The organism is Streptomyces sp. NPDC050161 (genome assembly GCF_044460025.1).
GTDB lineage: Bacteria > Actinomycetota > Actinomycetes > Streptomycetales > Streptomycetaceae > Streptomyces.
Genome location: NZ_JBITJM010000028.1, coordinates 26,657 through 49,924 on the forward strand (window position 1 = coordinate 26,657; position 23,268 = coordinate 49,924).

Genomic DNA, 23,268 nt, shown 5'->3' on the forward strand with positions numbered 1-23,268 from the left:
CGACGGGCGGCCGGGAGGTCACCGGTCCGGTTCGGGGTCCTGCAGCCAGTTGATCAGCTCCGAGGAGAACGCCACCGGGTCCTCCTCGTGCGGGAAGTGGCCGAGTCCGTCGAAGAGCCGCCAGCGGTAGGGGGCCTCGACGTACGCGCCGGAACCGGCCGCGCTGCGGGTGCGCATCACCGGGTCGAGTGAGCCGTGCAGATGCAGCGTCGGCACCCGTACCGGCATCTTCATGCGGCGGTTGAACTGCAGGCCGTCCGGGCGGGCCATCGAGCGCACCATCCAGCGGTACGGCTCGATCGCGCAGTGCGCCGTCGACGGGATGCTCATCGCCCGCTGGTAGACCGCCACCGCGTCCTCCTGCGGAGGCTGCGGGCCCGACCAGTCCCTGATCATCTGCCCCACCAGCGCGGCATCGTCGGCGAGCAGCGCCCGCTCGGGCAGCCAGGGGCGCTGGAAGTTCCAGATGTGCGAACTGCGCCTGCTCTGTTTGACGTCGGCGAGCATCGCCGAGCGCCAGCGGCGCGGGTGCGGCATCGACGACACGGCGAGCCGGCGCACCAGCTTGGGCCGCATCACGGCCGCCGTCCACGCCAGATAGCCGCCCAGGTCGTGGCCGACCAGGGCGGCGTCCGGCTCGCCCAGGGACCGGATGACTCCGGTGACGTCGAGCGCGAGGTTGGCGGGGTCGTAGCCGCGCGGGGTGCGGTCGCTGCCGCCGACGCCGCGCAGGTCCATCGCGACCGCCCGGTACCCCGCGTCGGCGAGCGCGGGGAGTTGATGCCGCCACGTCCACCAGAACTGCGGGAAGCCGTGCAGCAGCAGTACCAGCGGTCCTTCGCCCATCTCCGCGATGTGGAAACGGGCGCCGTTCGCCGCGACGTCCCGGTGTGACCAGGGCCCGTCGGGCTGTACGACCGAAGTGGTGCTGTCGGCGGCTGTCATACCGACGAGCGTGTCACAGACTCCAGGACCGGGTGCTCCGCCGGCGCCGTGCGCGGATGCGGCTTGGCCTTCTGGAGGACGGCCGCCGTCTCCTTGGCCGCCGCGATGGACTTCTCCGGCTTCTTGATCTTCTTGACCTTCGCGAGTGCGATGAGGATCAGCAGCGTCGCGATGACCAGGAAGGCGCCACCGACGATCAGGAACGACCAGGCGAGCCCGAGGCCGAGGTTGTGGATGCCGTAGGCCGCGGCGAAGCTCAGCACCGGGAGGGCGAAGAGCGCCAGTACGCCCGCCACGACGAACGCGGCTCCGCCGATGCCCGCCCGCTTGGCGTCCTGCCGCAACTCGGCCTTGGCCAGCGCGATCTCGTCGTGCACGAGTGCGGACATCTCGGCGGTGGCCGCCGCCACCAACTGCCCGAGGCTGCGGTCTGCGCCGTCATCGGCTGAACTCATCGCCGTCTCCCTCTTGTCTGCTGCCGGAAGCAAAGCCTCTCAGATCATGCCGGACCATCGTCTCCGTGGGCTGCGCCGGAGGCCACTTCGGCAAGCCGCCGGTGTTCGGCGGCCTTCGATTCGAGGATCGCGGCCATCCTCAGGTGGTACTCCGGCTTGTCCATTTCGTAGATGTCGGGGATGCCGTCCTGGTCCTCGTCGCGCTCCTCGTCCTCGCACAGCTTCCGGTACTTGGCGTTGCGGAGCTTGAGGAGGATGCCGGCGAACACGGCGGCGATCAGTGAGCCGATCAGGACGGATGCCTTGATCTCGTCGGCCAGCGCCAGGTCCGTGGCGAAGGCCAGTTCGCCGATCAGCAGGGAGACCGTGAAGCCGATGCCGGCCAGCGCGGCGACGGCGAAGACGTCCGGCCATCTGAGGTCGGGGTTGAGTTCGGCCTTGGTGAAGCGGGCGGTGAACCACGTGCCGCCGAAGATGCCGAGCGCCTTGCCGACGACCAGGCCGAGGACCACGCCCAGCGTTTCGGGCCGGGTGAAGACCTCGTGGACGGCGCCGCCGGAGACGGACACACCGGCGGAGAAGAGGGCGAAGAGCGGTACGGCGAGGCCGGCCGACAGGGGGCGCACCAGGTGCTCGATGTGCTCGCCGGGGGAGTGCGCTTCGCCCTCGCGCCGGGTGCAGCGCAGCATCAGGCCCATCGCGACACCGGCGATGGTGGCGTGCACTCCGCTGTTCTCCATCAGCGCCCAGATGACCAGCGCGAGCGGCACGTAGACGTACCAGCCGCGGACGCCCTTGCGCAGCAGGACGTAGAAGAGCACCAGGCCGGCGACGGCGAGGCCGAGGGCCAGAAAGTTGATCTTCGAGGTGAAGAAGATCGCGATGATGAGGATGGCGAAGAGGTCGTCGACGACGGCCAGGGTGAGCAGAAAGGCGCGCAGCGCGGACGGCAGGGAGGTGCCGATCACGGCGAGTACGGCCAGCGCGAAGGCGATGTCGGTGGCGGTGGGGACGGCCCAGCCGTCCAGGGAGCCGCCGCCGATGGTGTTGACGACGGTGTAGACGATGGCGGGCATCGCCATGCCGCAGATCGCGGCGATCACCGGGAGGGCGGCGGCCTTGGGGTCGCGCAGTTCACCGGCGACCAGTTCGCGTTTGAGCTCGATGCCGGCGACGAAGAAGAAGACGGCGAGCAGGCCGTTCGCGGCCCAGTGCTGGATCGAGAGGTCCAGACCGATGGCGGCGGGTCCGAGGTGGAAGCCGCGGATCGCTTCGTAGCTGCCGCCTGCGGTGTTGGCCCAGATGAGGGCCGCGACGGCGGCGACGAGGAGGAGCACTCCGCCCACGGTTTCGGCGCGCAGGGCTTCGGCGATGAAGTTCCGCTCGGGCAGGGGTATGCGCCCGAGGAAGGGGGTGCGGCGGTTGCGGGGGGCGTTCACGCGGGTGACCTCCGGGCTTTCGGCAGCTGAGTACGGCTGTTGCAGTTGCCGACCAGACTTCCCGGCGCACCCTGAGTTTCTTTGCGTTTCGTTGACGCGTTTGCCACTTTACCTGGCGCGCACAAGGGGCTAGTGAGTGATTCTCACTTTAAGGGCATACCGGGTATCCGGCTGGCGGGCCGGGTGGCCGTCTCCGGAGACGCCGCAGGGGCACCGGCCGTCTGCCGGTGCCCCTGGGGCTGTGCGGGTGTGGTGTCTGACGGGCCCCGCCGGGCCCGGTGCTCAGTCCTCGCTCGACGCCCCCGGCAGCTTCGCCTGGATCAGGTCCATGACGGAGGAGTCGGTGAGGGTGCTGACGTCGCCGAGGTCGCGGTTCTCCGCGACGTCCCGGAGCAGCCGGCGCATGATCTTGCCGGAGCGGGTCTTGGGCAGCTCGGCGACCGGCATGATTCGCTTGGGCTTGGCGATCGGGCCGAGCTGCTGGGCGACGTGCGCACGCAACTCGTCGACCAGGCCCTCGTCGTCGGCGCTCGCGGTGCCGCGCAGGATCACGAAGGCGCAGATGGCCTGGGTGGTCTGCGGGTCGGTGGCCCCGACGACCGCGGCCTCGGCGACCTTCGGGTGCGAGACCAGCGCCGATTCCACCTCCGTGGTGGAGATGTTGTGGCCGGACACCAGCATCACGTCGTCCACCCGGCCGAGCAGCCAGATGTCGCCGTCCTCGTCCTTCTTGGCGCCGTCGCCCGCGAAGTACTTGCCTTCGAAGCGCGACCAGTACGTGTCGAGGTAGCGCTGGTCGTCGCCCCAGATGGTGCGGAGCATGGACGGCCACGGCTCGGTCAGCACGAGGTAGCCGCCGGCGCCGTCGGGCACCTCGTGGGCGTCGTCGTCGACGACGGTCGCCGCGATGCCGGGCAGCGGCACCTGCGCCGAACCGGGCTTGGTCGCCGTGACACCGGGCAGCGGGCTGAGCATCATCGCGCCGGTCTCGGTCTGCCACCAGGTGTCGACGATCGGCGCCGCGTCGGCACCGATGTGCTTGCGGTACCACATCCACGCCTCGGGGTTGATCGGCTCACCGACCGACCCCAGGACGCGCAGTGACGACAGGTCGAACTTCGCCGGGATGTCGTCGCCCCACTTCATGCAGGCGCGGATCGCGGTCGGCGCGGTGTAGAGGATCGTCACGCCGTACTTCTGCACGATCTCCCACCAGCGGCCCTGGTGCGGGGTGTCGGGCGTGCCCTCGTAGAGCACTTCGGTGGCGCCGTTGGCGAGCGGTCCGTACGCGATGTACGAGTGGCCGGTCACCCAGCCGACGTCGGCGGTGCACCAGAAGACGTCGGTCTCCGGCTTGAGGTCGAAGACGGCGTGGTGGGTGTAAGCCACCTGCGTGAGGTAGCCGCCGGTGGTGTGCAGGATGCCCTTGGGCTTACCCGTCGTACCGGAGGTGTAGAGGATGAACAGCGGGTGCTCGGCGTCGAACGCCTCGGGGGTGTGCTGCTCGCTCTGCCGCTCGACGGTGTCGTGCCACCACACGTCCCGGCCCTCGGTCCACGCGACGTCCTGGCCGGTGCGCCGCACGACCAGGACGTTGCGGACGTTCTCCGTACCGGGCTTGGTCAGCGCCTCGTCGACGGCCGGCTTGAGCGCGGAGGGCTTGCCGCGGCGGTAGCCGCCGTCGGCGGTGATCACGACGCGGGCGTCGGCGTCCTGGATGCGGGTGGCCAGCGCGTCCGCGGAGAAGCCGCCGAAGACCACCGAGTGCGGGGCGCCCAGACGGGCGCAGGCCAGCATGGCGATGACCGTCTCCGGGATCATCGGCATGTAGACGGCGACGCGGTCGCCGGTCCTCACCCCCAGCTCGATCAGCGCGTTGGCGGCCTTGGAGACCTCGCGCTGCAGGTCGGCGTAGGTGAGCGAACGGCTGTCGCCGGTCTCGCCCTCGAAGTGGATGGCCACCCGGTCGCCCAGGCCGTTCTCCACGTGCCGGTCCACGCAGTTGTACGCGACGTTGAGCTTGCCGTCGGCGAACCACTTCGCGAAGGGTGCGTTGGACCAGTCGAGCGTCTGAGTGGGCGCGGTCTCCCAGGACAGGCGCTTCGCCTGCTCGGCCCAGAAGCTCAGCCGGTCCGCAGCGGCCTGTTCGTAGGCCGCTGCCGTGACGTTGGCGTTCGCTGCCAGTTCGGCGGGAGGTGTGAACCGCCGTTCCTCCTTGAGCAGGTTGGAGAGGGAAGAGTGCTCGCTCATGCTTCCGTCTCCTTCTTGAGCAAAACGGAGAGGGAAGGACGCTTGTCCATGTCTCGGCTCCCGGTACATCGCAGGTGGTATAGACCAATAGACCGAATGCTCAATGATCACGGGGAGTTGGTCAACCCCTTCCGATCCTGGCACTAACTGATCGGTTGGTACAGATCCGTCTTGACGTGGACGTGTCGCGGTGCCGGGGCCGCGCGCCCCCGGCGCACATCCCGGGGGCGCTGCTGTTCCGGGCGCCACCGACGAGCGGGGCCCGTGGCGCTCGCCATCTGACGCGTTCGGTACGGATTGCGTGGGTGCCGAGTACTTCCTTTTCGAGCCGTAGATTGTCCGGATGTTCGCGAGCCGTTGATCACGGATGAGGGCCGGGTGGTCGCTCGCGGGCCCTTGCCTCCTGGAGGCCGCGGGTCAGACCGTCACCGGCGCCGCCTCCGCGCGTACGGCGGAGAACCGGCCGGACGCCTCGTCCAGGACGTACGCCTGCGCCTCGCCGACGTGGAAGTACATGCCGTGCAGGGCGAGCGTGCCCTCGGCCACGCGGCGGGCCACGCAGGGGTGCGCCCTCAGGTGATCGAGCTGCTGGCGGACGTTGACCAGCGCGAGCCGTTCGTGATCGTCCGCCACCGGGCGCTCGGCCAGGCTGACTTCGTCCTCGTCCGGGCGGTCGGACGCGGCCCGCATGCGCTCCAGGCTCGGCCTGCCGTGCCGCAGCCAGCGGGCGAGCGCGGTGGGGTCGAGAGCCGGCGCTTCCGGCCCCGGGGGCGCCTCGTCCGGCGTCGTGAGCAGTGCCTTCATCGCGCCGCACCCCGAATGCCCGCACACCGTGATCGAGCCGACCTCCAGGACCTCCACCGCGTACTCGACGGCTGCGCCCACGGAGTCGCAGGTGCCGTCGCTGCCGGGCGGCGGTATCAGGTTGCCGACGTTGCGTACGGCGAACAGGTCGCCGGGGCCGCTGGACGTGATCATGCTCGTGACCAGCCGGGAGTCGGAGCAGGCGAGGAAGAGCTGGGTGGGCCGCTGCCCGTCCCTGGCCAGCCGGGCCAATTCCTCGCGGACCAGCGGGGCGGTGTGCCGCTGGAAAGCGCTCACGCCGCCCATCAGTTGGCTGCCGCTGGAGCCCGGAGCGGCCTCGCGGGCCGGGGCGGGCCGGGTGCAGTGGTGGTTGCGCCACGGTGTCCACGGGCTACAGGCGTGCGCACCGGCGGGCTCGGCGATGGGCCGGCCGCTGCGACCGCCGAGGGTGACCCAGCCGCCCTGCGCGCGATGCCGCGCGGACCAGGACTGGAGCGCTTCGTAGGCGGCGTGGTCCATGAAGGATCCGCACAGCTCGACGATCACGTCCGAACAGGCCGGGACCAGTGCCAGGGCCCGGGTCAGCCGGGGCACGGCGAGAAACGTCAACTGGCCGCTGACGCGCACCCGGTGGCGGCCGTCCTCCTCCAGGACCGTGATGCGGGTATGGGTCAGCCGGCGCAGCGCCAGGAAGGCCGCGACCGCGATGCCCGTCAGGACGCCCTGGAGTACGCCGAGTGCCACGACGCCGCCCAAGGTGGCCGCGTACACCGGGAATTCGCGGTGCCGCTGCACATGCCGGATGTGCGCGAAACTCACCATCCGTACGCCGACCAGCATCACCAGCGCGGCGAGCGCGGCCAGCGGGATCAGCTCCAGCGCGGCAGCCGAGAGGCCCGCGCACAGCAGGACCCAAAGGCCGTGCAGCACGGTGGCGCGGCGGCCGGTGGCCCCGGCGCGGACGTTCGCCGAGCCGCGGATCGCGCCGCCGGAAATCGGCAGGCCGCCCAGCAGGCCGGTGACGATGTTGGCGACGCCCTGCCCGGCCAGTTCGCGGTTGAGGTCCGAGGGGCGGGACGGGGTGCCGGGGTGCTCGACCGCGAGCCGGTCCACCGCCACCGCGGACAGCAGGGACTCCATGGCGGCGACGAGGGTCACGGTCAGCACCGCTGCGGCGAGGGCGGGAACCGTGGCGTCCGGGAGCGCGGGCAGTGACGGCGCCTGCCAGGAGGGGAGTTCGACGCGCGGGACGTCCGTGCCGACGCTGACGGCCGTGGCCGCGAGGACGGCCACCAGGGCGGCCGGGACCGAGGCGAGCCGCCGCCCGAGACGTCCGGGCAGCCGCCCCCAGCCGATCAGGACGGCGACGGTGAGCGCCCCGATCAGCAGGGCCGCGGTGTGCGGGTGCGCCAACTGGCCAGGAAGCGCAAGGGCGTTGGCGAGGGCGGAGCTTTCCGCGCTGCCGCCGAGCACCACGTGGAGCTGGCCGATCGCGATGGTGGCGCCGATGCCGGCGAGCATGCCGTGCACGATCGCCGGGCTGACGGCCAGCGCGGCGCGGGCCACGCGCAAGGCACCCAGGGCGAGTTGGGTGAGCCCGGCCAGCACGGTGATCGCGCAGGTGGCGCGCCAGCCGAAGCGCTGGACGAGATCGGCCGTGACGACCAGGAGCCCGGTGGCGGCACCGCTCACCTGGAGGGGCGCGCCGCCGAGCAGGCCGGCGACGATGCCGCCGACGACCGCGGCGACCAGGCCGGCCTGCGGTGGTGCGCCGGTGGCGAGGGCGATGCCCAGTGAGAGCGGCACGGCGAGAAGGAAGAGGACGATCGAGGCGGAGAAATCTCTGCGGAGCGCGGTGCGCCCGCGGGCCTCCGGCGGGTCGTGTGGATGGTGCGTGCGTTGCGGCTGCGGCGTCTTCGTGAGCTGCGACATTCCCGTCTCCTCCGGGGCGACGCGGTCGCGCGGGGCGCGATCGTGGGGCGGCGGTGTACTGCGGCGGGACGCGAGCCGACCGGTCGACGTCGCGGTGGGTGACGTTCCGGTGACTCTCAAGCATCGGTAAATGAATCGTAATGCCAGGTAAAGAGCGGGAGAAGGTTCTTCCGGCGGATGAGCCGTGCATTCCACCCATCGGGTGAATGTGATGATTATCGGCTCGTCCCTTACCTCACCCTCCTCGGCATATGAAAGCTTGCGGGCAGTTTTTCCGATTAATCCCTCGGAAGGTGCGCGCAGCACCAGGAATGAGGTGGCTGATGGCAGCCGCATCACGGGTCACGGCCGGGGCCGTCGCGGCCATGGCGCTGGCAGCGGTCGCCGGCTGCTCCACGGCACCGCACCGCACACCGGGCCAGAGCGCCGCGAAGGGCCGGGCGGCGCCTGTGCCCAAGGCCCAGCAGGTCAGGCTGATCGGCGACGGCTCGACCGCGGACACCGGAGCGCAGCCGAACCAGCCGGTGCCGGTGCGCCTCAGGCCGGGCGAACGGCCCCCGCAGTTCGTGGTGTTCTCCTGGGACGGCGCGGGCGAGGACGGCCAGCAGCTCTTCTCGCACTTCCGCGAGGTCGGCAAGAAGTACGACGCGACGATGACGTACTTCCTCAGCGGCGTCTATCTGCTGCCGACGGACAAGAAGGGCCTCTACCGCCCGCCGCGGCACGCTCCCGGCGCGTCGGACATCGGCTTCAACGACGTCCAGGGCATCAGGGACACCGTGCGGCAGATGCGCGGCGCCTGGCAGGACGGCAACGAGATCGGCACCCACTTCAACGGGCACTTCTGCGGCCCCGACGGCGGGGTCGGTACCTGGTCCGCCGAGGAGTGGAAGAGCGAGATCGAGCAGGCCGAATCGTTCGTGCGGCACTGGAGGACCACGTCGGGGCTCACGGACGAGAAGCCGCTGCCCTTCGACTACGCCAAGGAACTCGTCGGCGGCCGGGCGCCGTGCCTGGAAGGGCAGACGAACCTGATCCCCGCCGCCAAGGCGAGCGGCTTCCGCTACGACGCCAGCTCGGCCGGCGGGCTGCAGGTCTGGCCCCGGAAGATCGACGGCGTCTGGGACTTCCCGCTCCAGCAGATCCCGGTGCCGGGCCGCACCTTCGAGACGCTCTCGATGGACTACAACTTCCTCGCCAATCAGTCCGTCACCCCCGAGGGCGACCCGGCGAAGCGGGCCGCCTGGGGACGGCAGATGCACGACGGCCTCATCCAGGCGTTCCACCGCGCCTACCGGGGCAACCGCGCCCCGCTGTTCATCGGCGACCACTTCGAGTCCTGGAACGGCGGTGTCTACATGAAGGCCGTCGAGGACACCATCAAGACCGTCTGTCCCCGGAAGGAGGTGCGCTGCGTCAGCTTCAAGCAGGTGGCGGACTGGCTCGACGTGCAGGACCCGGAGGTGCTCGACAAGCTGCGCGGGCTGGACGTCGGCCAGGCTCCGCGGGACGGCTGGGCGTCGTACACGGCCGGCTCCCCGGCCGCCCCGGGGAGCCCTGCCGCGGCGGCCGGTGCGCCCGCGCCCGGAGCGGCGGCGCCGGTGCCGGCCGCCGCGGAACCGCAGGTCATGCGGGCTGCGGAGTAGCCGCCCCTTCGGAGAGCACGAAGGCGGGGTCGACCTGGGCCGCCAGGTCGGCGCCCGTCTTCGCGTTGCCCCAGCTCTCCGCGTTCTTCAGGTGGAAGTGCACCATCTGACGGGTGTAGCGCTCCCAGTCCCGCTCCCCGTAGGCGGCGTCCGCGGTGGTGTGCAGGGTGTCGAGGGCGCGGCGGTTGGCCTCTTCGAGCTGCGCGAAGGGGGCGGTGCGGCCCTTTTCCATGGCCCGCACCCAGTCCGAGTGGCCGACCGTCACCAACAGGTCGTCGCCCACCTCGTCGCGCAGGAACGCGAGGTCGTCCGGGCTCTGCACCTTGTTGCCCACCACCTTCAGGCTGACGTCGAAGTCCCGCGCGTATTCCTTGTACTGGCGGTAGACGGCAATGCCCTTACGGGTCGGCTCGGCAACCAGGAACGTCATGTCGAAGCGGGTGAACATCCCGGAGGCGAAGGAGTCCGAGCCCGCCGTCATGTCGACGACGACGTACTCATCTCGGCCGTCCACAAGGTGGTTCAGGCACAGTTCGACCGCGCCGACCTTGGAGTGGTAGCAGGCGACCCCGAGGTCGGACTCGGTGAACGGGCCGGTGGCCATCAGCCGTACGGACGTGTCGTCGAGCGGAATCGTGCGGGCACAGGCGTCATAAACGGGATTGCCGCGGCCGACGTGCAGGAGCTGCGAGCCGTCGCCGGGCGGGGTGGTTTTGATCATCGTCTCGGCGGAGGAGATCCGGGGGTTGGCGCCGCGCAGATATTCCTTGATCAACGGGAGATGGGCGCCCATCGCGGGAAGCGAGGCGGCGGACGCCTCGTCGAGGCCGAGGGCGGCCCCCAGATGCTGGTTGATGTCGGCGTCCACCGCGATCACGGGGATGCGGGAGGCCGCGAGATGGCGGATGAACAGGGAAGACAGGGTCGTCTTGCCGCTGCCGCCCTTTCCTACGAAAGCGATCTTCATGTTCACCAAGCGTAAGCGGACTCTGGCTGTGAGTGAGAGCGCAGCGTGAAGAAGACCACTCCTTCGGGGGGTGCGGCCAACTGGTGCGTAGGGTCGGACCCATGGCTGCACACACCCGGGGCACGACCCCCGAACCTCCGCAGGCGAACGCCGATCCGCTCGCGGCCCTGGCGTCGCTCCCGGGGGTCGCCGACGCCGTCGACTCCGTACGCAAGGGCGTCGACCGGGTCTACGGACACCGGATCATGCGGCGGCGCAGCACGGAGGTCACCTCGGAGGCGGCGCTGCGCGGAGCCCGTGGTTCCGCGGCGCTCTCCGGGGCCGACTGGGCGCTCGAAGAGGTACGGCGGCGCACCGACTTCGGCGTGGACGGCGAACCGCGGACGGTCGGCGCGGCGCTGCGGCTGACGGCCGAGGCGGGGCAGCTGCTCAACGTGTGGCGGCAGTCGCCGCTGCGGGTGCTGGCGCGTCTGCACCTGGTGGCGGCGGGCGGCGGCGTGGCGGACGACGCCGTGGGGCGGCCCCGTCTCGCGGGCGAGCCGGTCGACGAGCCGTTGATCGAGCTGCCGCTCCCCGACGCCGCCGAGGTCGCGGGCCGGCTGGACGGGCTGGCGCGGCTGCTGCTCGCGGAGAGCGCGGCGCCGGCGCTGGTGACGGCCGCGGTGGTGCACGGCGAACTGCTCGCGCTGCGGCCGTTCGGCTCGCACAACGGCCTGGTCGCACGGGCCGCGGAACGCGTGGTGCTGGTCGGCAGCGGACTCGATCCGAAATCGATCTGTCCGGCCGAGGTCGGGCACGCGGAACAGGGGAGGGCGGCTTATGTGGCGGCCCTGGAGGGCTACGTGTCAGGCACGCCCGATGGTGTCGCCGCGTGGATCGCGCACTGTGGCCGCTCGGTCGGACTGGGTGTGCGCGAGAGCACCGCGGTCTGTGAGGCGATGCAGCGCGGCGCCTGATCCTGTGGCCGGGCCCGGGACGCGTGCGTAACCGGGTGCCGGGAAATCCTGCCCCGCAAAAAGGGGTGCGGCGGTACGAGGTGCTGATCCGTACCGCCGCTGGCATGTCTGCCGCGTGACCATGCGTGCTCGATATATGCCCATCAGGCCGGAAATCTTTTGTCCGTTGCCTGGTGCGGCTGGCCCGTAATCGACGGGTCGGCGTCGCGTGGGTGCCCGGCGTTCATGCATCGGTCCGTGGGGCCGTGTTGCGTTTTAAGGTGATCCTCTCGGAGGTCCTTGGTCTCGCGGGCCGTTGACTCCTTTGTACTCCAGGTGCCGGGTAAGCGGAACCCTTCACCTCAGATCTTTACTTTTGCCTTCAATGACGGGCAATGAGTGCAATAAGGATCATGCGAGGTCACGGGATAAGCCGTGCCTTTTCCCGCTATGCATCGATAGGGCCGCGCCGTCGGTTCGCGTACCAGACCAGCCCGGCGGTGACGGCGGCCGTGCCTACGGCCGCGACGGCGGTGACCACCAGGGGGCGCGCGGGCATGGACAGCGAGGGCAGCCGCTGCTTGAGCCGCACCGGGCGGGTGAACGACAGCACCGGCCAGCCCCGAGCGGCGGCCTCGCGGCGCAGTGCCCGGTCGGGATTGACCGCACAGGGGTTGCCGACCGCTTCGAGCATCGGGACGTCCGTCGCGGAATCGCTGTACGCGAAGCTCCGCTCCAGGTCGTAGCCCTCGGACGCGGCGAGATCCCGGACGGCTTCGGCCTTGGTCGGCCCGTAGGCGTAGTACGCGACCTCGCCGGTGAACCGCCCGTCATCGCCGACGACCATTTTGGTGGCCACCACGCGGTCGGCGCCGAGAAGTTCGCCGATCGGCTCGACGACCTCGGCACCCGACGTGGAAACAATCACCACATCGCGGCCGGCGGCCCGGTGTTCCTCGATGAGGGAGGCCGCCTCGTCGTAGATGATCGGGTCGATCCTGTCGTGCAGGGTCTCGGCGACGATCTCGCGGACCTGAGCGACATCCCAGCCGCGGCAGAGCGACGAGAGATAGGCGCGCATCCGCTCCATCTGGTCGTGGTCCGCGCCGCCGACAAGGAACACGAACTGTGCATATGCAGTGCGCAGTACGGCCCGGCGATTGATCAGGCCACCTCGGTAGAACGACTTACTGAAGGTCAGCGTGCTCGACTTTGCAATCACGGTCTTGTCGAGGTCGAAGAACGCCGCAGTACGGGGAGTCGAGTGGGGTACGGAGTGGTTTTCCACGAGGCGAGCATAGGCTCCCACCATTCGGCGTAAGGTCGGGCGCGTGGGTTTGCCTGAGAAGGCTCTCGGGTACACCATGGAAGTCACGGATCGTTCGCGACCGTGCTAACCCGGTCCGGCTCCTCCCCCCCCGAGTCGGCCGTGGGGACGACCCCCGCTCTCCCCCCCGGCGGGGGTCGTCGCATGTCCGGACGCATTTCCCGGCGTCGGACAGGGGGTGCAGATCCCACATCTCCCCAGCGCCCAGGCTTAGTTGACGCACAGCACGCATCACGCACCGTAGTTGTCGCGTCGCTTTCCGGATGCCCCTTAAGGCCCCCAGAAGTTGCTGTCCAGTCACCGGTATAGGTGACAGAGTTATTCACAATGGCGAGTTGTCCACAGTTTTTGACCAAGATCCACACGGATTTCCTGATCGCTGCACGCTAAAAGTCCGCGAGTTCGCGGAGGAGCGAGTTGTGTAGCGATTGGGGGACGGAACGTGGCTGGATCCAGGACATCCGATCAGCCGGCGGTTTCGGGCGGAGAGCGCAGCCGCCCGCTGATCATCACCGAGGACGAGCAACTGCTCGACGATCTTCTGCGGCTGTGCGCGGCGGCGGACGTGCAGCCCGAGGTGGCGCACGGCCTGCCTGCGGGCAGGGACGGCTGGGCGCAGCCGCCACTGGTGATCGTCGGCGATGACTGCGCGGCCAGGCTGCGCGACGCGGGACGCCGGACGGGCCTCGTACTCGTCGCGCGGGACACCGACGACACGGACATGTGGCGGCAGGCCGTCGCCCTCGGTGCCGAGCGGGTGGTGACGCTCCCTGGAGGCGAGCTCTGGCTGGTCGACCGGATCGCCGACGCGGTCGAAGGGAGCGGGCCCGCGGCGCTCACCGTCGGGGTGATCGGCGGCTGTGGCGGCGCCGGTGCGAGCACCCTCGCCTGCGCCCTGGCCGTCACCGCGGCGCGCACGGGCCGGCGCACCGTGCTCGTGGACGCCGATCCGCTCGGTGGCGGGCTCGATGTGCTGCTCGGCGGCGAGAAGGAGAAGGGGCTGCGCTGGCCGGCGTTCCGGGAGTCGCGCGGACGGGTCGCTTCCGGGGCGCTGGAGGACTCGCTGCCCCGGCTGCACTCCTTACGGGTGCTCAGCTGGGATCGCGGCGCCGAGGTCGCCATCCCGCCGGCCGCCATGCGGGCGGTGCTGGCGGCGGCGCGCAGACGCGGTGGCGTGGTGGTGGTCGATCTGCCGCGCCGGGTCGACGACGCGGTGGCGCAGGCCCTGGCCCAAGTGGACGTGGGGCTGCTGGTGGTGCCCGCGGAGCTGCGGGCGGTGGCCGCCGCGGGGCGGGTGGCGGCCGGTGCCGCGGCGGCGCTGCGTGACCTGCGGGCCGTCGTCCGGGGGCTGCCGAGCGGACTGCCGGGACTGGACGACGACGAGATCGCCGCCCTCCTGGAGCTGCCGCTGGCCGGTGAACTGCCGTGGGATTGCGGCCTGGTGGACGATCCGCCGCGCGGTGTGCCGCCCGGCGCCCGGGTCCGCGGGCCGCTCGCCCGCTTCTGCGCCGCCTTCTGGGAGCGGGCGCTGCCGGACGGGAGCGGGCCGGCGGCCGGTGCGGCGCGGGCCGGGGACGGGGTGCGCGGGTGAGCGGGGGCGGGCCCGGGGCGCGGCGGTGGCGCGCCGTGGGCGGAGAGCCGTTTCCGGGAGGCGTGAGGTCGGGGCGTACGGACGGGGCTGTTGTGGTCCCGGCCGTGGACAGGGGGTGCGGGGATGAGCGGGAATTTGGTGGACGCGGTGCGGCGGCGGCTCGCGGAGGACGGGGCGGAGCCGACGGCGGCACGGGTGGCGGTGGCGCTGCGCGAGGAAGGGCGGCTTCTCGGAGACGCCGAGGTGCTGGGTGTGGTGGCCGCCTTGCGGTCCGAGATGGTGGGCAGCGGCCCGTTGGAACCGCTGCTGGCGGCGCCGGAGGTGACGGACGTCCTCGTCACCGCGCCGGACGAGGTGTGGGTGGACCGGGGCGGCGGCCTGGAGCGGACGTCCGTGCGCTTCCGGGACGCGGCCGAGGTGCGCAGGCTGGCGCAGCGGCTGGCGGCGGTGGCAGGGCGGCGCCTCGACGACGCCAGGCCGTGGGTGGACGCCCGGCTGCCGGACGGTACGCGCCTGCACGCCGTGCTGCCGCCGGTGGCGGTGGGCGGCACCTGTCTGTCGCTCCGGGTGCTGCGACCGCGGGCCTTCGGGCTTGCGGAACTGGTCGCGGCGGGGACGGTGCCGCTGGGCGGCGACCGGCTGCTGGCGGCGCTGCTGGCGGCCCGTATCTCGTTCCTGATCAGTGGGGGTACGGGCTCGGGCAAGACGACTCTCCTGTGTGCGTTGCTGGGGCTGGTCGGCCCAGGGGAGCGGATCGTGTTGGCGGAGGACTCCGCGGAGCTGCGGCCGGACCACCCCCATGTGGTGCGGCTGGAGACCCGGCCCGCCAATCAGGAAGGCGTCGGGCGGGTGACGCTGCGGGACCTCGTCCGCCAGGCGCTGCGGATGCGGCCGGACCGGCTGGTCGTCGGCGAGGTGCGCGGCGCCGAGGTCACCGACCTGCTGGCGGCCCTCAATACCGGGCACGAGGGCGGCTGTTGCACTGTGCACGCCAATGCTGCCTGTGATGTCCCTGCCCGGCTGGAGGCGCTCGGGTCGACGGCCGGGCTGGACCGGGCCGCCCTGCACAGCCAGTTGGCGGCTGCGCTCTCCGTGGTGCTGCATCTCGTGCGCGACCGGGAGGGGCGGCGGCGGATCGCCCAGATCCATGTCCTGGAACGGGACCGCGACGGCTTCGTGGTGACCGTGCCGGCTGCGGTCTGGGGTGCGGGCGGCTTCGAGGAGGAGGCCGGGTGGGGGCGGCTGATGGAGCTGTGCGAGCGGGGTGCGGCGGGGGCGGAGGTGATGGGTGCGGGGCGGGGGAGCTGATGGGAGGGGCGGGGCGGCGGGTGCGTAGAGGTGCCCGAGGTGAGCGAGTGGCGTGTGGCGATACGAGTGACGCGGTGTGGGGGTGACGAGGTGATGCAGATGTGGTCGGTGTGGGGGTCGGAGGGCGGATCCGTGGCCATGGGGGTGGCGGTGTGCTGCGCGGGGGCCGCGGGCTGGCTGGCGAGTGGCGGACGGGACGACTCGGGGCGACGGGCCCGGGAGATGTTCGCGGGCGGCGCGGGCCCGGTGGCGGCTGTGCATGGAACGGGCGGACGCGCGTATCCGCCGGGAGCAGGCGTCGGGTCCGGTGGCGCACAGAGTGCCGAGGGGGTGGCCGGGACCGGAGGCGCTTCTTGTGAGGGGCGGTCCGCCGCAGGGGAGTGGTGGCGGGGCAGGCCCGGAGCCGGGCTCCAGGGACGCTTCGCCGGTGTCGTGACCGTGGTGGAGGGCGCCGATGGGGCCTCGGGGCGGCGGTGGCGGATCGGCTCGCGGCTGTCCGTCGGGCGTGAGATGTGGTGCCTGCCCGTGGGGCTGGTGATCGGCGTGCTGGGAGGGTCGGTGTTGCCGGTGTTCGCCGCCATGGCGGCGGTGTTCGTGGTCGGCAGATGGCTTCGCGCCCACGGCGCGGAGCGGGCGCGTGACCGGCGGGCGGCGGAGGTGATCGCGTTGTGCGCGTCGGCCGCAGGCGAGCTGCGGGCCGGGCGCCAGCCGGCCCAGGCGCTGCTGGCGGCGGGGGCGTCGGGGTTGGGGGAAGCGGGCTCGGCCGTGATGGCGGCGGCGCGTTACGGCGGGGACGTGCCCCGGGCGCTGCGGGCGGCGGCGCGGCTGCCGGGAGCCGGCGGGCTGGCCGGTGTGGCGGCGTGCTGGCAGGTGGCGGTGGAGGGCGGGGCCGGACTGGCCTCGGGCCTGGAACGGGTCGCGGCCGGCCTTCGCGCGCAGCGTGACCAACGGGAGGAAGTGCGCGCGCAGTTGGCGGGCCCGCGTGCCACCGCGCTGATGCTCGCGCTGCTGCCCGTCTGCGGGCTCCTGATGGGCAGCGCCCTCGGAGCTGACCCGCTCCGGGTGCTGCTGCACACGCCGGTCGGCTGGGTGTGCCTGGTGAGCGGCGGCCTTCTGGAGTGGGCCGGGGTGGCATGGACGTCTCGGATCGTCGCCGATGCCCTGCCGCCGGCTTCCGTGGGCCGGGCGGAGCCGGACGGGAAGGGGCGTCGCGCGGACGGGGAGTGGACGCGGCAGGGCGGGAAGGCGGGGAGGGCATGAGTCCGGAAGTTGTCCACAGGCTGGGGATGGCCTGTGTGGCCGTGGCGCTGGTGAGCGCGGTGTGGTGCGTGCGCACAGCGCTCATGGAGGAGCGCAGAAGGGGGCGGGTGCGCAGGAGGGCGTCGGCGGTGCTGGGCGGAAGCCCCGCGGCCCGGGGGCTCGGGGCGGGGCGACGGCGGGGCGGTGCGGAGAGTGCGGGGCGGCGCGGCGGGCATCGGCTGAGCGGCCGGGCGAAGGAGTGGCTGGGGCCGTTGGGGGTGGCCGGGTTCGTGCTCATTCTCGTCGGTGGGACGGCGGGCGTCGTGGCAGGGCCGGTGGCGGGATACGGCGCGTATCTCTGGCGCGGGAGACAACGTGCCACGGAGGAGGGGCGGCGGGCGCAGGCCGCGGTGCGTGAGGAGCTGGCCCCGGCCGGCGACCTCCTGGCCGCCTGTCTCGCGGCGGGCGCCGGGCCGCGCGAGTCGGCCGAGGCGGTGGGGCGGTCACTGGGCGGGACCGTCGGCGAACGGCTGCGCCAGGTCGCGGCGGAACTGCGGCTGGGTGGTGAACCGGCCAATGTCTGGCCGAGATTGGCGGTGCTTCCGGGCGCCGCGGAGCTGGCGCGGTGCATGGAGCGGGCCGGAATATCCGGGGTGTCGGCGGTGGACGCGGCCTCCCGTGTCGCCGCCGAACTGCGCGCGGAGTGGGTCCGGGCCGCGGCAGGCCGGGCACGGCGCGCGGGGGTCCTGGTGACGCTGCCGCTGGCCGCGTGCTTCCTGCCGGCATTCCTGTTGCTCGGGGTGGCACCCGTGCTGACCGGTCTGGCGGACGGGCTGCTGGGTCACGACTGACGTGCCCTTGTCGTGGCCGCGGCGGGGCCGGGTTTCCGGTCGCGTCGCTGCGGCCCGTACCGGGCGCAACCGGCCGCGGCCCGCGATCGACTCATGCGGGCAACTCGACTGTTCAAGAAGCGAATTCAAGAAGCGGATTCAAGGGGGATGGCGATGTTTCGACGATGGCGTGTGGCGGCGCGTGGTGCGCGGGACCGGGGGATGACCACCGCGGAGTACGCGGTGGGCACGCTCGCCGCGTGCGCGTTCGCCGCGGTGCTCTACAAGGTCGTGACCAGCGCGACGGTCCAGGCGGCGCTCCGGTCGGTGATCGAGAGGGCGGTCGATGTGCAGTTCTGACGGGTGTCCGGGCACCGGACGGCGCGCGGGGGAAGGGCCGCGGGTCCGCGCCGGAGCGAGGACGCACGCGAGGACGAAGAGGGCCAGGGGAGCGACGGGGAGCGGGTCATGCAGGAACTTACGGATCGTCGAGCGGTGCCGGGGCTTCGGCGCCTTGGGGGCTCGTGGGCCTCGTGGTGCCGGAGTTGGTGCCGGTGCCGATACCAAGGCGGAGAACGGCGGGTGCGCCCGTGCGGGTGCGCGTGGCCGTGCTGGTGGCCGTGTGGGCGCGTGCCGAGGCAGGCGTACGGATACGGGGCCCGGAGGCCGTTGTGGAACTGGGGTGGCGGCCGGCTCGGGCGGTGGTGCGGCGCGTGAGGCAGAGGAGAGGCGCGATCCCGCTGCGCGTCCCCGGGCGCACCCCGGCCCTTTCCGGCCCGGTGCGCGGGGTGATCCCGGCGACACCTTCCGCCACGGCCGCGGGCGGTCAGGGCGCTGCTCCGGGCGTGACGCGGGGTTCGTGACGGCCGAGGCCGCCTTGGTGATGCCGGTGCTGATGGTGGTCGCGATGGCGCTGATCTGGGGGCTGATGGCGGCCTGTGCCCGTATCGAGTGCGTGGACGCGGCGCGGGCCGGTGCACGGGCCGCCGCGCGATCCGAGCCGCGGGCGGCAGCACTGCGGGCGGCTCGCGGGGCGGCGCCACCGGGGGCGCGGGTGTCGCTGGCGCGCGAAGGAGACCTGGTGCGCGTACGCGTCGAGTCGGAGCTTCCCGGAATCGGCCAACTGGCGCTGCACGTCGGCGGAGAGGCGGTGGCACTTGCCGAAGAAACGGTGCGGTGAGGAAGCCGTGAGGTGGAGAGGGAGACGCGGTGGCGACGGCTCGGCTGGGGTGCGGCAGCCCGGTGCCGACGCAGGCTCGGCGACGGTCTGGACGGTCTTCGCCGCTGCGGCCCTGTGCGCGGTCTTCGCCGCCTTGATCGCCGTGGGACAGGTCGTCGTGGCACGCCACCGGGCGGGCGGGGCGGCGGACCTGGCCGCGCTGGCCGCGGCCGACCGAGCCGACCGGGGCCCACGAGCGGCCTGCGCGGTCGCGCGACGGGTCGCGGCTGCCCAGCACACCCGCTTGGTGCGCTGTTCGCTGGACGCCGCGGTCGCCGACGTATCGGCCGAGGCGGGCGGGCGGCCGTTCACCGCCCGGGTACGGTCCCGGGCCGGGCCGCCGGTCGCCGCCCCGCCCGGCGGGGAGGCGCAGACCACGAGGCGGGCCGGCCGACCGAGGAAAGGCGAGACCGACCGCGCTGCTCAGGCGTTCTCGGGTGCCCCGCGGAGGAGTTCGGTGAGCAGCCGGATGGCGCCGCGCTTGTGGAGCGGATCGTTGCCGTTGCCGCACTTCGGCGACTGGATGCAGGACGGACAGCCGGCCTCGCACTCACAGGACGCGATGGCGTGGCGGGTGGCGGCGAGCCATTCCGCGGCGGTGTGGAAGGCGCGTTCGGCGAAGCCCGCGCCGCCGGGATGGCCGTCGTACACGAAGACCGTGGGGAGCAGCGTGTCCGGATGTAGGGGAATGGATACGCCGCCGATGTCCCAGCGGTCGCAGGTGGCGAAGAGCGGCAGCAGGCCGATCGAGGCGTGTTCGGCGGCGTGCAGGGCACCGCCGAGCTGTTCGGGGTTGACGCGTGCGGCGTCGAGCTGGTCCTCGGTGACCGTCCACCACACCGCACGGGTGCGCAAGGTGCGAGGCGGGAGGTCCAGTTTGGTCTCGCCCAGGACTTCGCCGGAGATCAGTTTGCGGCGGAGGAAGGACACGACCTGGTTGGTCACTTCGACCGAACCGAAGCACAACCGCCCGTCTCCCCAGGGCACTTCGGTCTCGGTTTCGAGGATGGAGATGGCGGTGGTGTCGCGGGCCGTCGTGGAATAGGGCGGGTTGGCCTCGGAGACGAGGGCGACGTCGTCCGCCAGGTCGAAGCGCTCGACGACATACGTACGCCCCTGATGGAGGTGGACCGCGCCCTCATGGACGGTGGTGTGCGCGGCGGCGGCGTCCACCGTGCCCAACAGGCGCCCGGTGCCGGTCTCCACGATCTGTACCGGCGAGCCGCCCTGGCCCCGGATGTCGGTGAGGTCGCAGGCGCGCTCGCGGCGGGTCCAGTGCCACGCGGTGGCGCGCCGACGCAGCAGGTTCGCCGCCTCCAGCTGGGGCAGCAGCCCCGCGGCCGTCGGCCCGAAGAGCGCGAAGTCCGCTTCGGTGAGCGGGAGTTCGGAGGCGGCGGCGCACAGGTGCGGGGCGAGGACGTACGGGTTGTCGGGATCCAGGACGGTCGACTCGACGGGCTGGTCGAAGAGGGCTTCGGGGTGGTGGACGAGATACGTGTCCAGAGGGTCGTCGCGGGCCACGAGGATCGCGAGCGCGCCCTGGCCCGAGCGGCCCGCCCGGCCGGCCTGCTGCCAGAGCGAGGCGCGGGTGCCCGGATAGCCGGCGATGACGACGGCGTCGAGGCCGGAGACGTCCACGCCCAGCTCCAGCGCGGTGGTGGCGGCGAGCCCGAGCAGGTCGCCGCTGTGCAGCGCGCGTTCCAGGGCGCGCCGTTCCTCGGGCAGGTAGCCGCCGCGGTAGGCGGCGACCCGGGACGGCAGCGAACGGTCCACCTCCGCGAGCCGTTCCTGGGCGATCAGCGCGATCAGTTCGGCGCCGCGCCGGGAACGGACGAAGGCGACGGTCCGTACGCCCTGGACCGCGAGGTCGGTCAGGAGGTCGGCGGTCTCCGCGGTGGCGGTGCGGCGGACCGGAGCGCCCTGTTCGCCGTGCAGGTCCGTCAGCGGCGGCTCCCACAGGGCGAAGACGACCTCGCCGCGCGGCGAGGAATCCTCCGTGATCTCCACCACGGGCAGGCCGGTCAGCCGGCTCGCTGCCTCGGCCGGTTCCGCGGCGGTGGCGGAGGCGAGCAGGAAGACCGGCTCCGAGCCGTAGCGGGCGCAGACGCGGCGCAGCCGGCGGATGACCTGGGCCACGTGGGAGCCGAAGACCCCGCGGTAGGAGTGGCATTCATCGATCACGACGTAGCGCAGGGCGCGCAGGAAGGAGGCCCAGCGGGGGTGGGACGGGAGGATGCCGCGGTGCAGCATGTCCGGGTTGGTCAGGACGTAGTTGGCGTACTGGCGCACCCACTCGCGCTCTTCGACCGGGGTGTCGCCGTCGTAGACCGCGGGCCTGATCGCCGTTCCGAGGGGGGCCGCCAGCTCGCGTACGGCCCGGCGCTGGTCGGCCGCCAGCGCCTTCGTGGGCGCCAGATACAGCGCCGTGGCCCCCCGCCCGCCGGTTCGCAGCGTGCCGCGGTTCCGGGGGAGTTGCCCCGTCGGCGCAGGCTCGGAGCCGTCCAGGAGGGTGGACAGGACCGGAGCCAGGTACGCCAGGGACTTGCCGGACGCGGTCCCGGTGGCGACGACGACCGATTCGCCGCGCAGCGCGTGTTCGGACGTCCTGGCCTGGTGGGACCACGGGCGCTCGATTCCGGCGGCACGGATCGCGGCGATCACTTCCGGCCTGATCTGTTCCGGCCAGTCGGCATGGCTGCCGATGCGCGGGGGCAGGTGCTCCGTATGAGTGATGCGTGCAGCGCGGGTCGCGCCCCTGGCGAGACGGTCGAGAATGATGCCAGGGGAGGGGTTCGCGCCCGCATCCGTCGGGAGTCGATTGGAGGCCATCGGCACCGAGTCTGTCACCGGTGTGACGGACAATGCTGAAAGGGCGTCGTGCACGCCTGCTGGTAAGTGATTGAATGCCATCGCGGCTGCCGATCCGTCCCCTACCTTCGGTGGGGAGGCCCCAGGGGGGCGACCGCTCGATAGCAAGGTGCTGGAGGATCCGTGGACCTGTCCCTGTCGACCCGGACCGTTGGCGACCGTACGGTCGTCGAGGTCGGTGGCGAGATTGATGTATACACCGCGCCCAAGCTGCGGGAGCAGCTGGTCGAGCTTGTGAACGACGGCAGCTACCACCTCGTGGTGGACATGGAGCGTGTCGACTTCCTGGACTCCACCGGGCTCGGCGTGCTGGTGGGTGGGCTCAAGCGTGTGCGCGCCCACGAAGGCTCGCTGCGTCTGGTGTGCAACCAGGAGCGCATTCTCAAGATCTTCCGTATCACCGGACTGACCAAGGTGTTCCCGATTCACACCTCGGTCGACGAAGCCGTCGCAGCAACTGACTGACGGCTTCGCGGTGCCCCGCGCTCCGGCGCGGGGAGGGAGTTGTGGGGGGATCCGGACGTAGCGGTCCGGCCCCCTGCGTTGCACGTCCGCATACCGAGGGGGATGGCATGGCCACCGTCGAACTTCGCTTCAGCGCCCTTCCCGAACACGTTCGGACCGCGCGCCTGGTAGCGGCTGCCGTGGCGAGGCGTGCCGGGGTGGACGAGGCCGTGCTCGACGAGGTGCGGCTCGCCGTCGGTGAGGCGTGCAGCCGGGCCGTCGGCCTGCACGTGAGCCATGGCATCGAGGCGCCGGTCCATGTCGCGCTGATCGAGGACGAGAAGAAGTTCGCGATCGAGGTGGGCGACGAGGTGCCCGGCGGCCCCGGAAGCCCGGTGGTCGGCTCCGACGGCGTGCCCGAGAGCGGTGACGGCGAGGGCGAGGACGAGATGGGCCTCGCGGTGATCAGCGGACTCGTCGACGACGTCGAGGTCAGTTCGGGCGAGAGCGGCGGCCTGATCCGTATGAGCTGGCCCACGGCGGCGGCTCCCGTCGCGCCGTAGCGACCCTGGCGGCCGGGCCACACCCGGTGCGCCCATCGGGCCCGGCGTGCCGAATGCAGCCGTCCGCGGTCCGTTCTGCAGGCGATCCCGGATGTGCGGTGATTGCCGAGTGCCCCCAGCCTGTGATGTCCGGGCGATGCGGGCCGGTGGCCCGGCTGCGACAGCCACGTTCGCACCAACCGTGATCAAGCCATTCGGGTAAGTCCGTTAAGTCAGTGCGCGGTGATCCGGGGCGGGGCGCCGGCCCCGTGGCCCGTCGGCTCTTCCCGTGTGGGGCGTCGCCGCTTCCGGCGTCCGCGCGACCCGCCGGGGCGTTCTCCTGGGTTCCGATCAGGACTCGATCTGACGGGTGGTCACCATCCGGGCGGTGCCTCCTGGGTACCCGTTCGGCGGTCGCGCGGGGAGCCCCGATGTCTTCGTCGTCGCGTCGTCGGCGGCCGTCGCGGTGTGTCGTGCGGGGCGTGTGAGCAGCGGCGTTCAGTAGGACACTGAGATCATCGGTCAGA

The 23,268-nt window shown here is 72.0% G+C and carries 18 protein-coding genes and 1 pseudogene; 11 read left to right on the forward strand and 8 right to left on the reverse strand.

The genetic code is table 11. From position 1 onward, the window contains the following. Positions 1-18: 18 nt before the first annotated feature. From ACIBK8_RS32070 to ACIBK8_RS32090, 5 genes are all read right to left on the reverse strand, one after another. On the reverse strand, positions 19-945 hold the full coding sequence (locus ACIBK8_RS32070; protein ID WP_393686670.1) for an alpha/beta fold hydrolase: 927 nt from the start codon (positions 943-945) through the stop codon (positions 19-21). Further along, positions 942-1,400, reverse strand: a complete 459-nt coding sequence (locus tag ACIBK8_RS32075; protein WP_399045790.1) for a phage holin family protein — start codon at positions 1,398-1,400, stop codon at positions 942-944. The genes ACIBK8_RS32070 and ACIBK8_RS32075 overlap by 4 nt, the downstream gene beginning before the upstream one ends. Positions 1,401-1,444: 44 nt before the next feature. After that, positions 1,445-2,839: a Na+/H+ antiporter NhaA gene (gene nhaA, locus ACIBK8_RS32080; protein WP_399045792.1), complete on the reverse strand. Its 1,395-nt coding sequence runs from the start codon at positions 2,837-2,839 to the stop codon at positions 1,445-1,447. 282 nt (positions 2,840-3,121) lie between these two features. After that, positions 3,122-5,089, reverse strand: coding sequence for an acetate--CoA ligase (gene acs / locus ACIBK8_RS32085; RefSeq protein WP_399045793.1), 1,968 nt, complete (start codon positions 5,087-5,089; stop codon positions 3,122-3,124). Between the two features lie 417 nt (positions 5,090-5,506). Continuing rightward, positions 5,507-7,825, reverse strand: coding sequence for a SulP family inorganic anion transporter (locus ACIBK8_RS32090; protein WP_399045794.1), 2,319 nt, complete (start codon positions 7,823-7,825; stop codon positions 5,507-5,509). Between the two features lie 323 nt (positions 7,826-8,148). On the opposite strand from ACIBK8_RS32090, the gene ACIBK8_RS32095 reads away from it, so the two are divergent. Then, the gene (locus tag ACIBK8_RS32095; RefSeq protein WP_399045796.1) at positions 8,149-9,471 is read left to right on the forward strand and encodes a hypothetical protein; all 1,323 of its coding nucleotides are present in this window, start codon (positions 8,149-8,151) and stop codon (positions 9,469-9,471) included. On the opposite strand, the gene ACIBK8_RS32100 is transcribed toward ACIBK8_RS32095, so the two are convergent. After that, positions 9,452-10,438, reverse strand: a complete 987-nt coding sequence (locus tag ACIBK8_RS32100) for an ATP-binding protein (RefSeq protein WP_399045797.1) — start codon at positions 10,436-10,438, stop codon at positions 9,452-9,454. The two genes, ACIBK8_RS32095 and ACIBK8_RS32100, sit on opposite strands and share 20 nt — an antisense overlap. A 101-nt stretch (positions 10,439-10,539) precedes the next feature. Here ACIBK8_RS32100 and ACIBK8_RS32105 point away from each other — a divergent pair, with 101 nt between their 5' ends. Beyond that, a complete protein-coding gene (locus tag ACIBK8_RS32105) occupies positions 10,540-11,394 on the forward strand; it encodes an oxidoreductase (protein WP_399045799.1) in 855 nt (284 codons plus the stop codon). Between the two features lie 427 nt (positions 11,395-11,821). On the opposite strand, the gene ACIBK8_RS32110 is transcribed toward ACIBK8_RS32105, so the two are convergent. Beyond that, positions 11,822-12,685, reverse strand: coding sequence for an HAD-IB family hydrolase (locus ACIBK8_RS32110; RefSeq protein WP_399045800.1), 864 nt, complete (start codon positions 12,683-12,685; stop codon positions 11,822-11,824). 457 nt (positions 12,686-13,142) lie between these two features. Between ACIBK8_RS32110 and ssd the strand changes: the two genes are divergently transcribed. The 7 genes and pseudogenes from ssd to ACIBK8_RS32145 form a co-directional block, all read left to right on the forward strand. Beyond that, on the forward strand, positions 13,143-14,291 hold the full coding sequence (ssd, locus tag ACIBK8_RS32115) for a septum site-determining protein Ssd (RefSeq protein WP_399045802.1): 1,149 nt from the start codon (positions 13,143-13,145) through the stop codon (positions 14,289-14,291). Positions 14,292-14,414: 123 nt separating this feature from the next. Beyond that, positions 14,415-15,599, forward strand: a complete 1,185-nt coding sequence (locus tag ACIBK8_RS32120; RefSeq protein ID WP_399045804.1) for a TadA family conjugal transfer-associated ATPase — start codon at positions 14,415-14,417, stop codon at positions 15,597-15,599. 138 nt (positions 15,600-15,737) lie between these two features. Beyond that, positions 15,738-16,859, forward strand: a complete 1,122-nt coding sequence (locus tag ACIBK8_RS32125) for a type II secretion system F family protein (RefSeq protein WP_399045829.1) — start codon at positions 15,738-15,740, stop codon at positions 16,857-16,859. Further along, entirely contained in the window at positions 16,856-17,689 is an 834-nt protein-coding gene (locus tag ACIBK8_RS32130) for a type II secretion system F family protein (protein ID WP_399045806.1), read from the forward strand. The genes ACIBK8_RS32125 and ACIBK8_RS32130 overlap by 4 nt, the downstream gene beginning before the upstream one ends. A 153-nt stretch (positions 17,690-17,842) precedes the next feature. After that, on the forward strand, positions 17,843-18,028 hold the full coding sequence (locus ACIBK8_RS32135; RefSeq protein WP_399045807.1) for a DUF4244 domain-containing protein: 186 nt from the start codon (positions 17,843-17,845) through the stop codon (positions 18,026-18,028). Between the two features lie 499 nt (positions 18,029-18,527). Then, a complete protein-coding gene (locus ACIBK8_RS32140) occupies positions 18,528-18,848 on the forward strand; it encodes a TadE family type IV pilus minor pilin (RefSeq protein WP_399045809.1) in 321 nt (106 codons plus the stop codon). 49 nt (positions 18,849-18,897) lie between these two features. Beyond that, a pseudogene (locus ACIBK8_RS32145) lies at positions 18,898-19,167 on the forward strand (Rv3654c family TadE-like protein); the annotation flags it as partial. A 143-nt stretch (positions 19,168-19,310) separates the two neighbouring features. Here ACIBK8_RS32145 and ACIBK8_RS32150 read toward each other — a convergent pair. Then, positions 19,311-21,797, reverse strand: coding sequence for a DEAD/DEAH box helicase (locus ACIBK8_RS32150; protein WP_399045811.1), 2,487 nt, complete (start codon positions 21,795-21,797; stop codon positions 19,311-19,313). Positions 21,798-21,878: 81 nt separating this feature from the next. Between ACIBK8_RS32150 and bldG the strand changes: the two genes are divergently transcribed. Beyond that, positions 21,879-22,220 (forward strand): anti-sigma factor antagonist BldG, encoded by a 342-nt coding sequence (gene bldG / locus ACIBK8_RS32155; RefSeq protein WP_004571875.1) that lies wholly within the window; start codon positions 21,879-21,881, stop codon positions 22,218-22,220. Between the two features lie 107 nt (positions 22,221-22,327). Next, on the forward strand, positions 22,328-22,762 hold the full coding sequence (locus ACIBK8_RS32160; protein WP_399045812.1) for an ATP-binding protein: 435 nt from the start codon (positions 22,328-22,330) through the stop codon (positions 22,760-22,762). The last annotated feature ends 506 nt before the right edge of the window (positions 22,763-23,268 follow it).

Coding starts and splice junctions, on each gene's coding strand:
- acs (WP_399045793.1), bottom strand. CDS start 5,089: ATGAGCGAGCACTCTTCCCTCTCCAACCTGCTCAAGGAGGAACGGCGG.
- ACIBK8_RS32095 (WP_399045796.1), top strand. CDS start 8,149: ATGGCAGCCGCATCACGGGTCACGGCCGGGGCCGTCGCGGCCATGGCG.
- ACIBK8_RS32120 (WP_399045804.1), top strand. CDS start 14,415: ATGAGCGGGAATTTGGTGGACGCGGTGCGGCGGCGGCTCGCGGAGGAC.
- ACIBK8_RS32075 (WP_399045790.1), bottom strand. CDS start 1,400: ATGAGTTCAGCCGATGACGGCGCAGACCGCAGCCTCGGGCAGTTGGTG.
- ACIBK8_RS32100 (WP_399045797.1), bottom strand. CDS start 10,438: ATGAAGATCGCTTTCGTAGGAAAGGGCGGCAGCGGCAAGACGACCCTG.
- ACIBK8_RS32070 (WP_393686670.1), bottom strand. CDS start 945: ATGACAGCCGCCGACAGCACCACTTCGGTCGTACAGCCCGACGGGCCC.
- ACIBK8_RS32130 (WP_399045806.1), top strand. CDS start 16,856: ATGAGTCCGGAAGTTGTCCACAGGCTGGGGATGGCCTGTGTGGCCGTG.
- ACIBK8_RS32105 (WP_399045799.1), top strand. CDS start 10,540: ATGGCTGCACACACCCGGGGCACGACCCCCGAACCTCCGCAGGCGAAC.
- ACIBK8_RS32160 (WP_399045812.1), top strand. CDS start 22,328: ATGGCCACCGTCGAACTTCGCTTCAGCGCCCTTCCCGAACACGTTCGG.
- ACIBK8_RS32125 (WP_399045829.1), top strand. CDS start 15,738: ATGGGGGTGGCGGTGTGCTGCGCGGGGGCCGCGGGCTGGCTGGCGAGT.
- ACIBK8_RS32150 (WP_399045811.1), bottom strand. CDS start 21,797: ATGGCATTCAATCACTTACCAGCAGGCGTGCACGACGCCCTTTCAGCA.
- ACIBK8_RS32135 (WP_399045807.1), top strand. CDS start 17,843: ATGTTTCGACGATGGCGTGTGGCGGCGCGTGGTGCGCGGGACCGGGGG.
- ACIBK8_RS32110 (WP_399045800.1), bottom strand. CDS start 12,685: ATGGTGGGAGCCTATGCTCGCCTCGTGGAAAACCACTCCGTACCCCAC.
- ACIBK8_RS32090 (WP_399045794.1), bottom strand. CDS start 7,825: ATGTCGCAGCTCACGAAGACGCCGCAGCCGCAACGCACGCACCATCCA.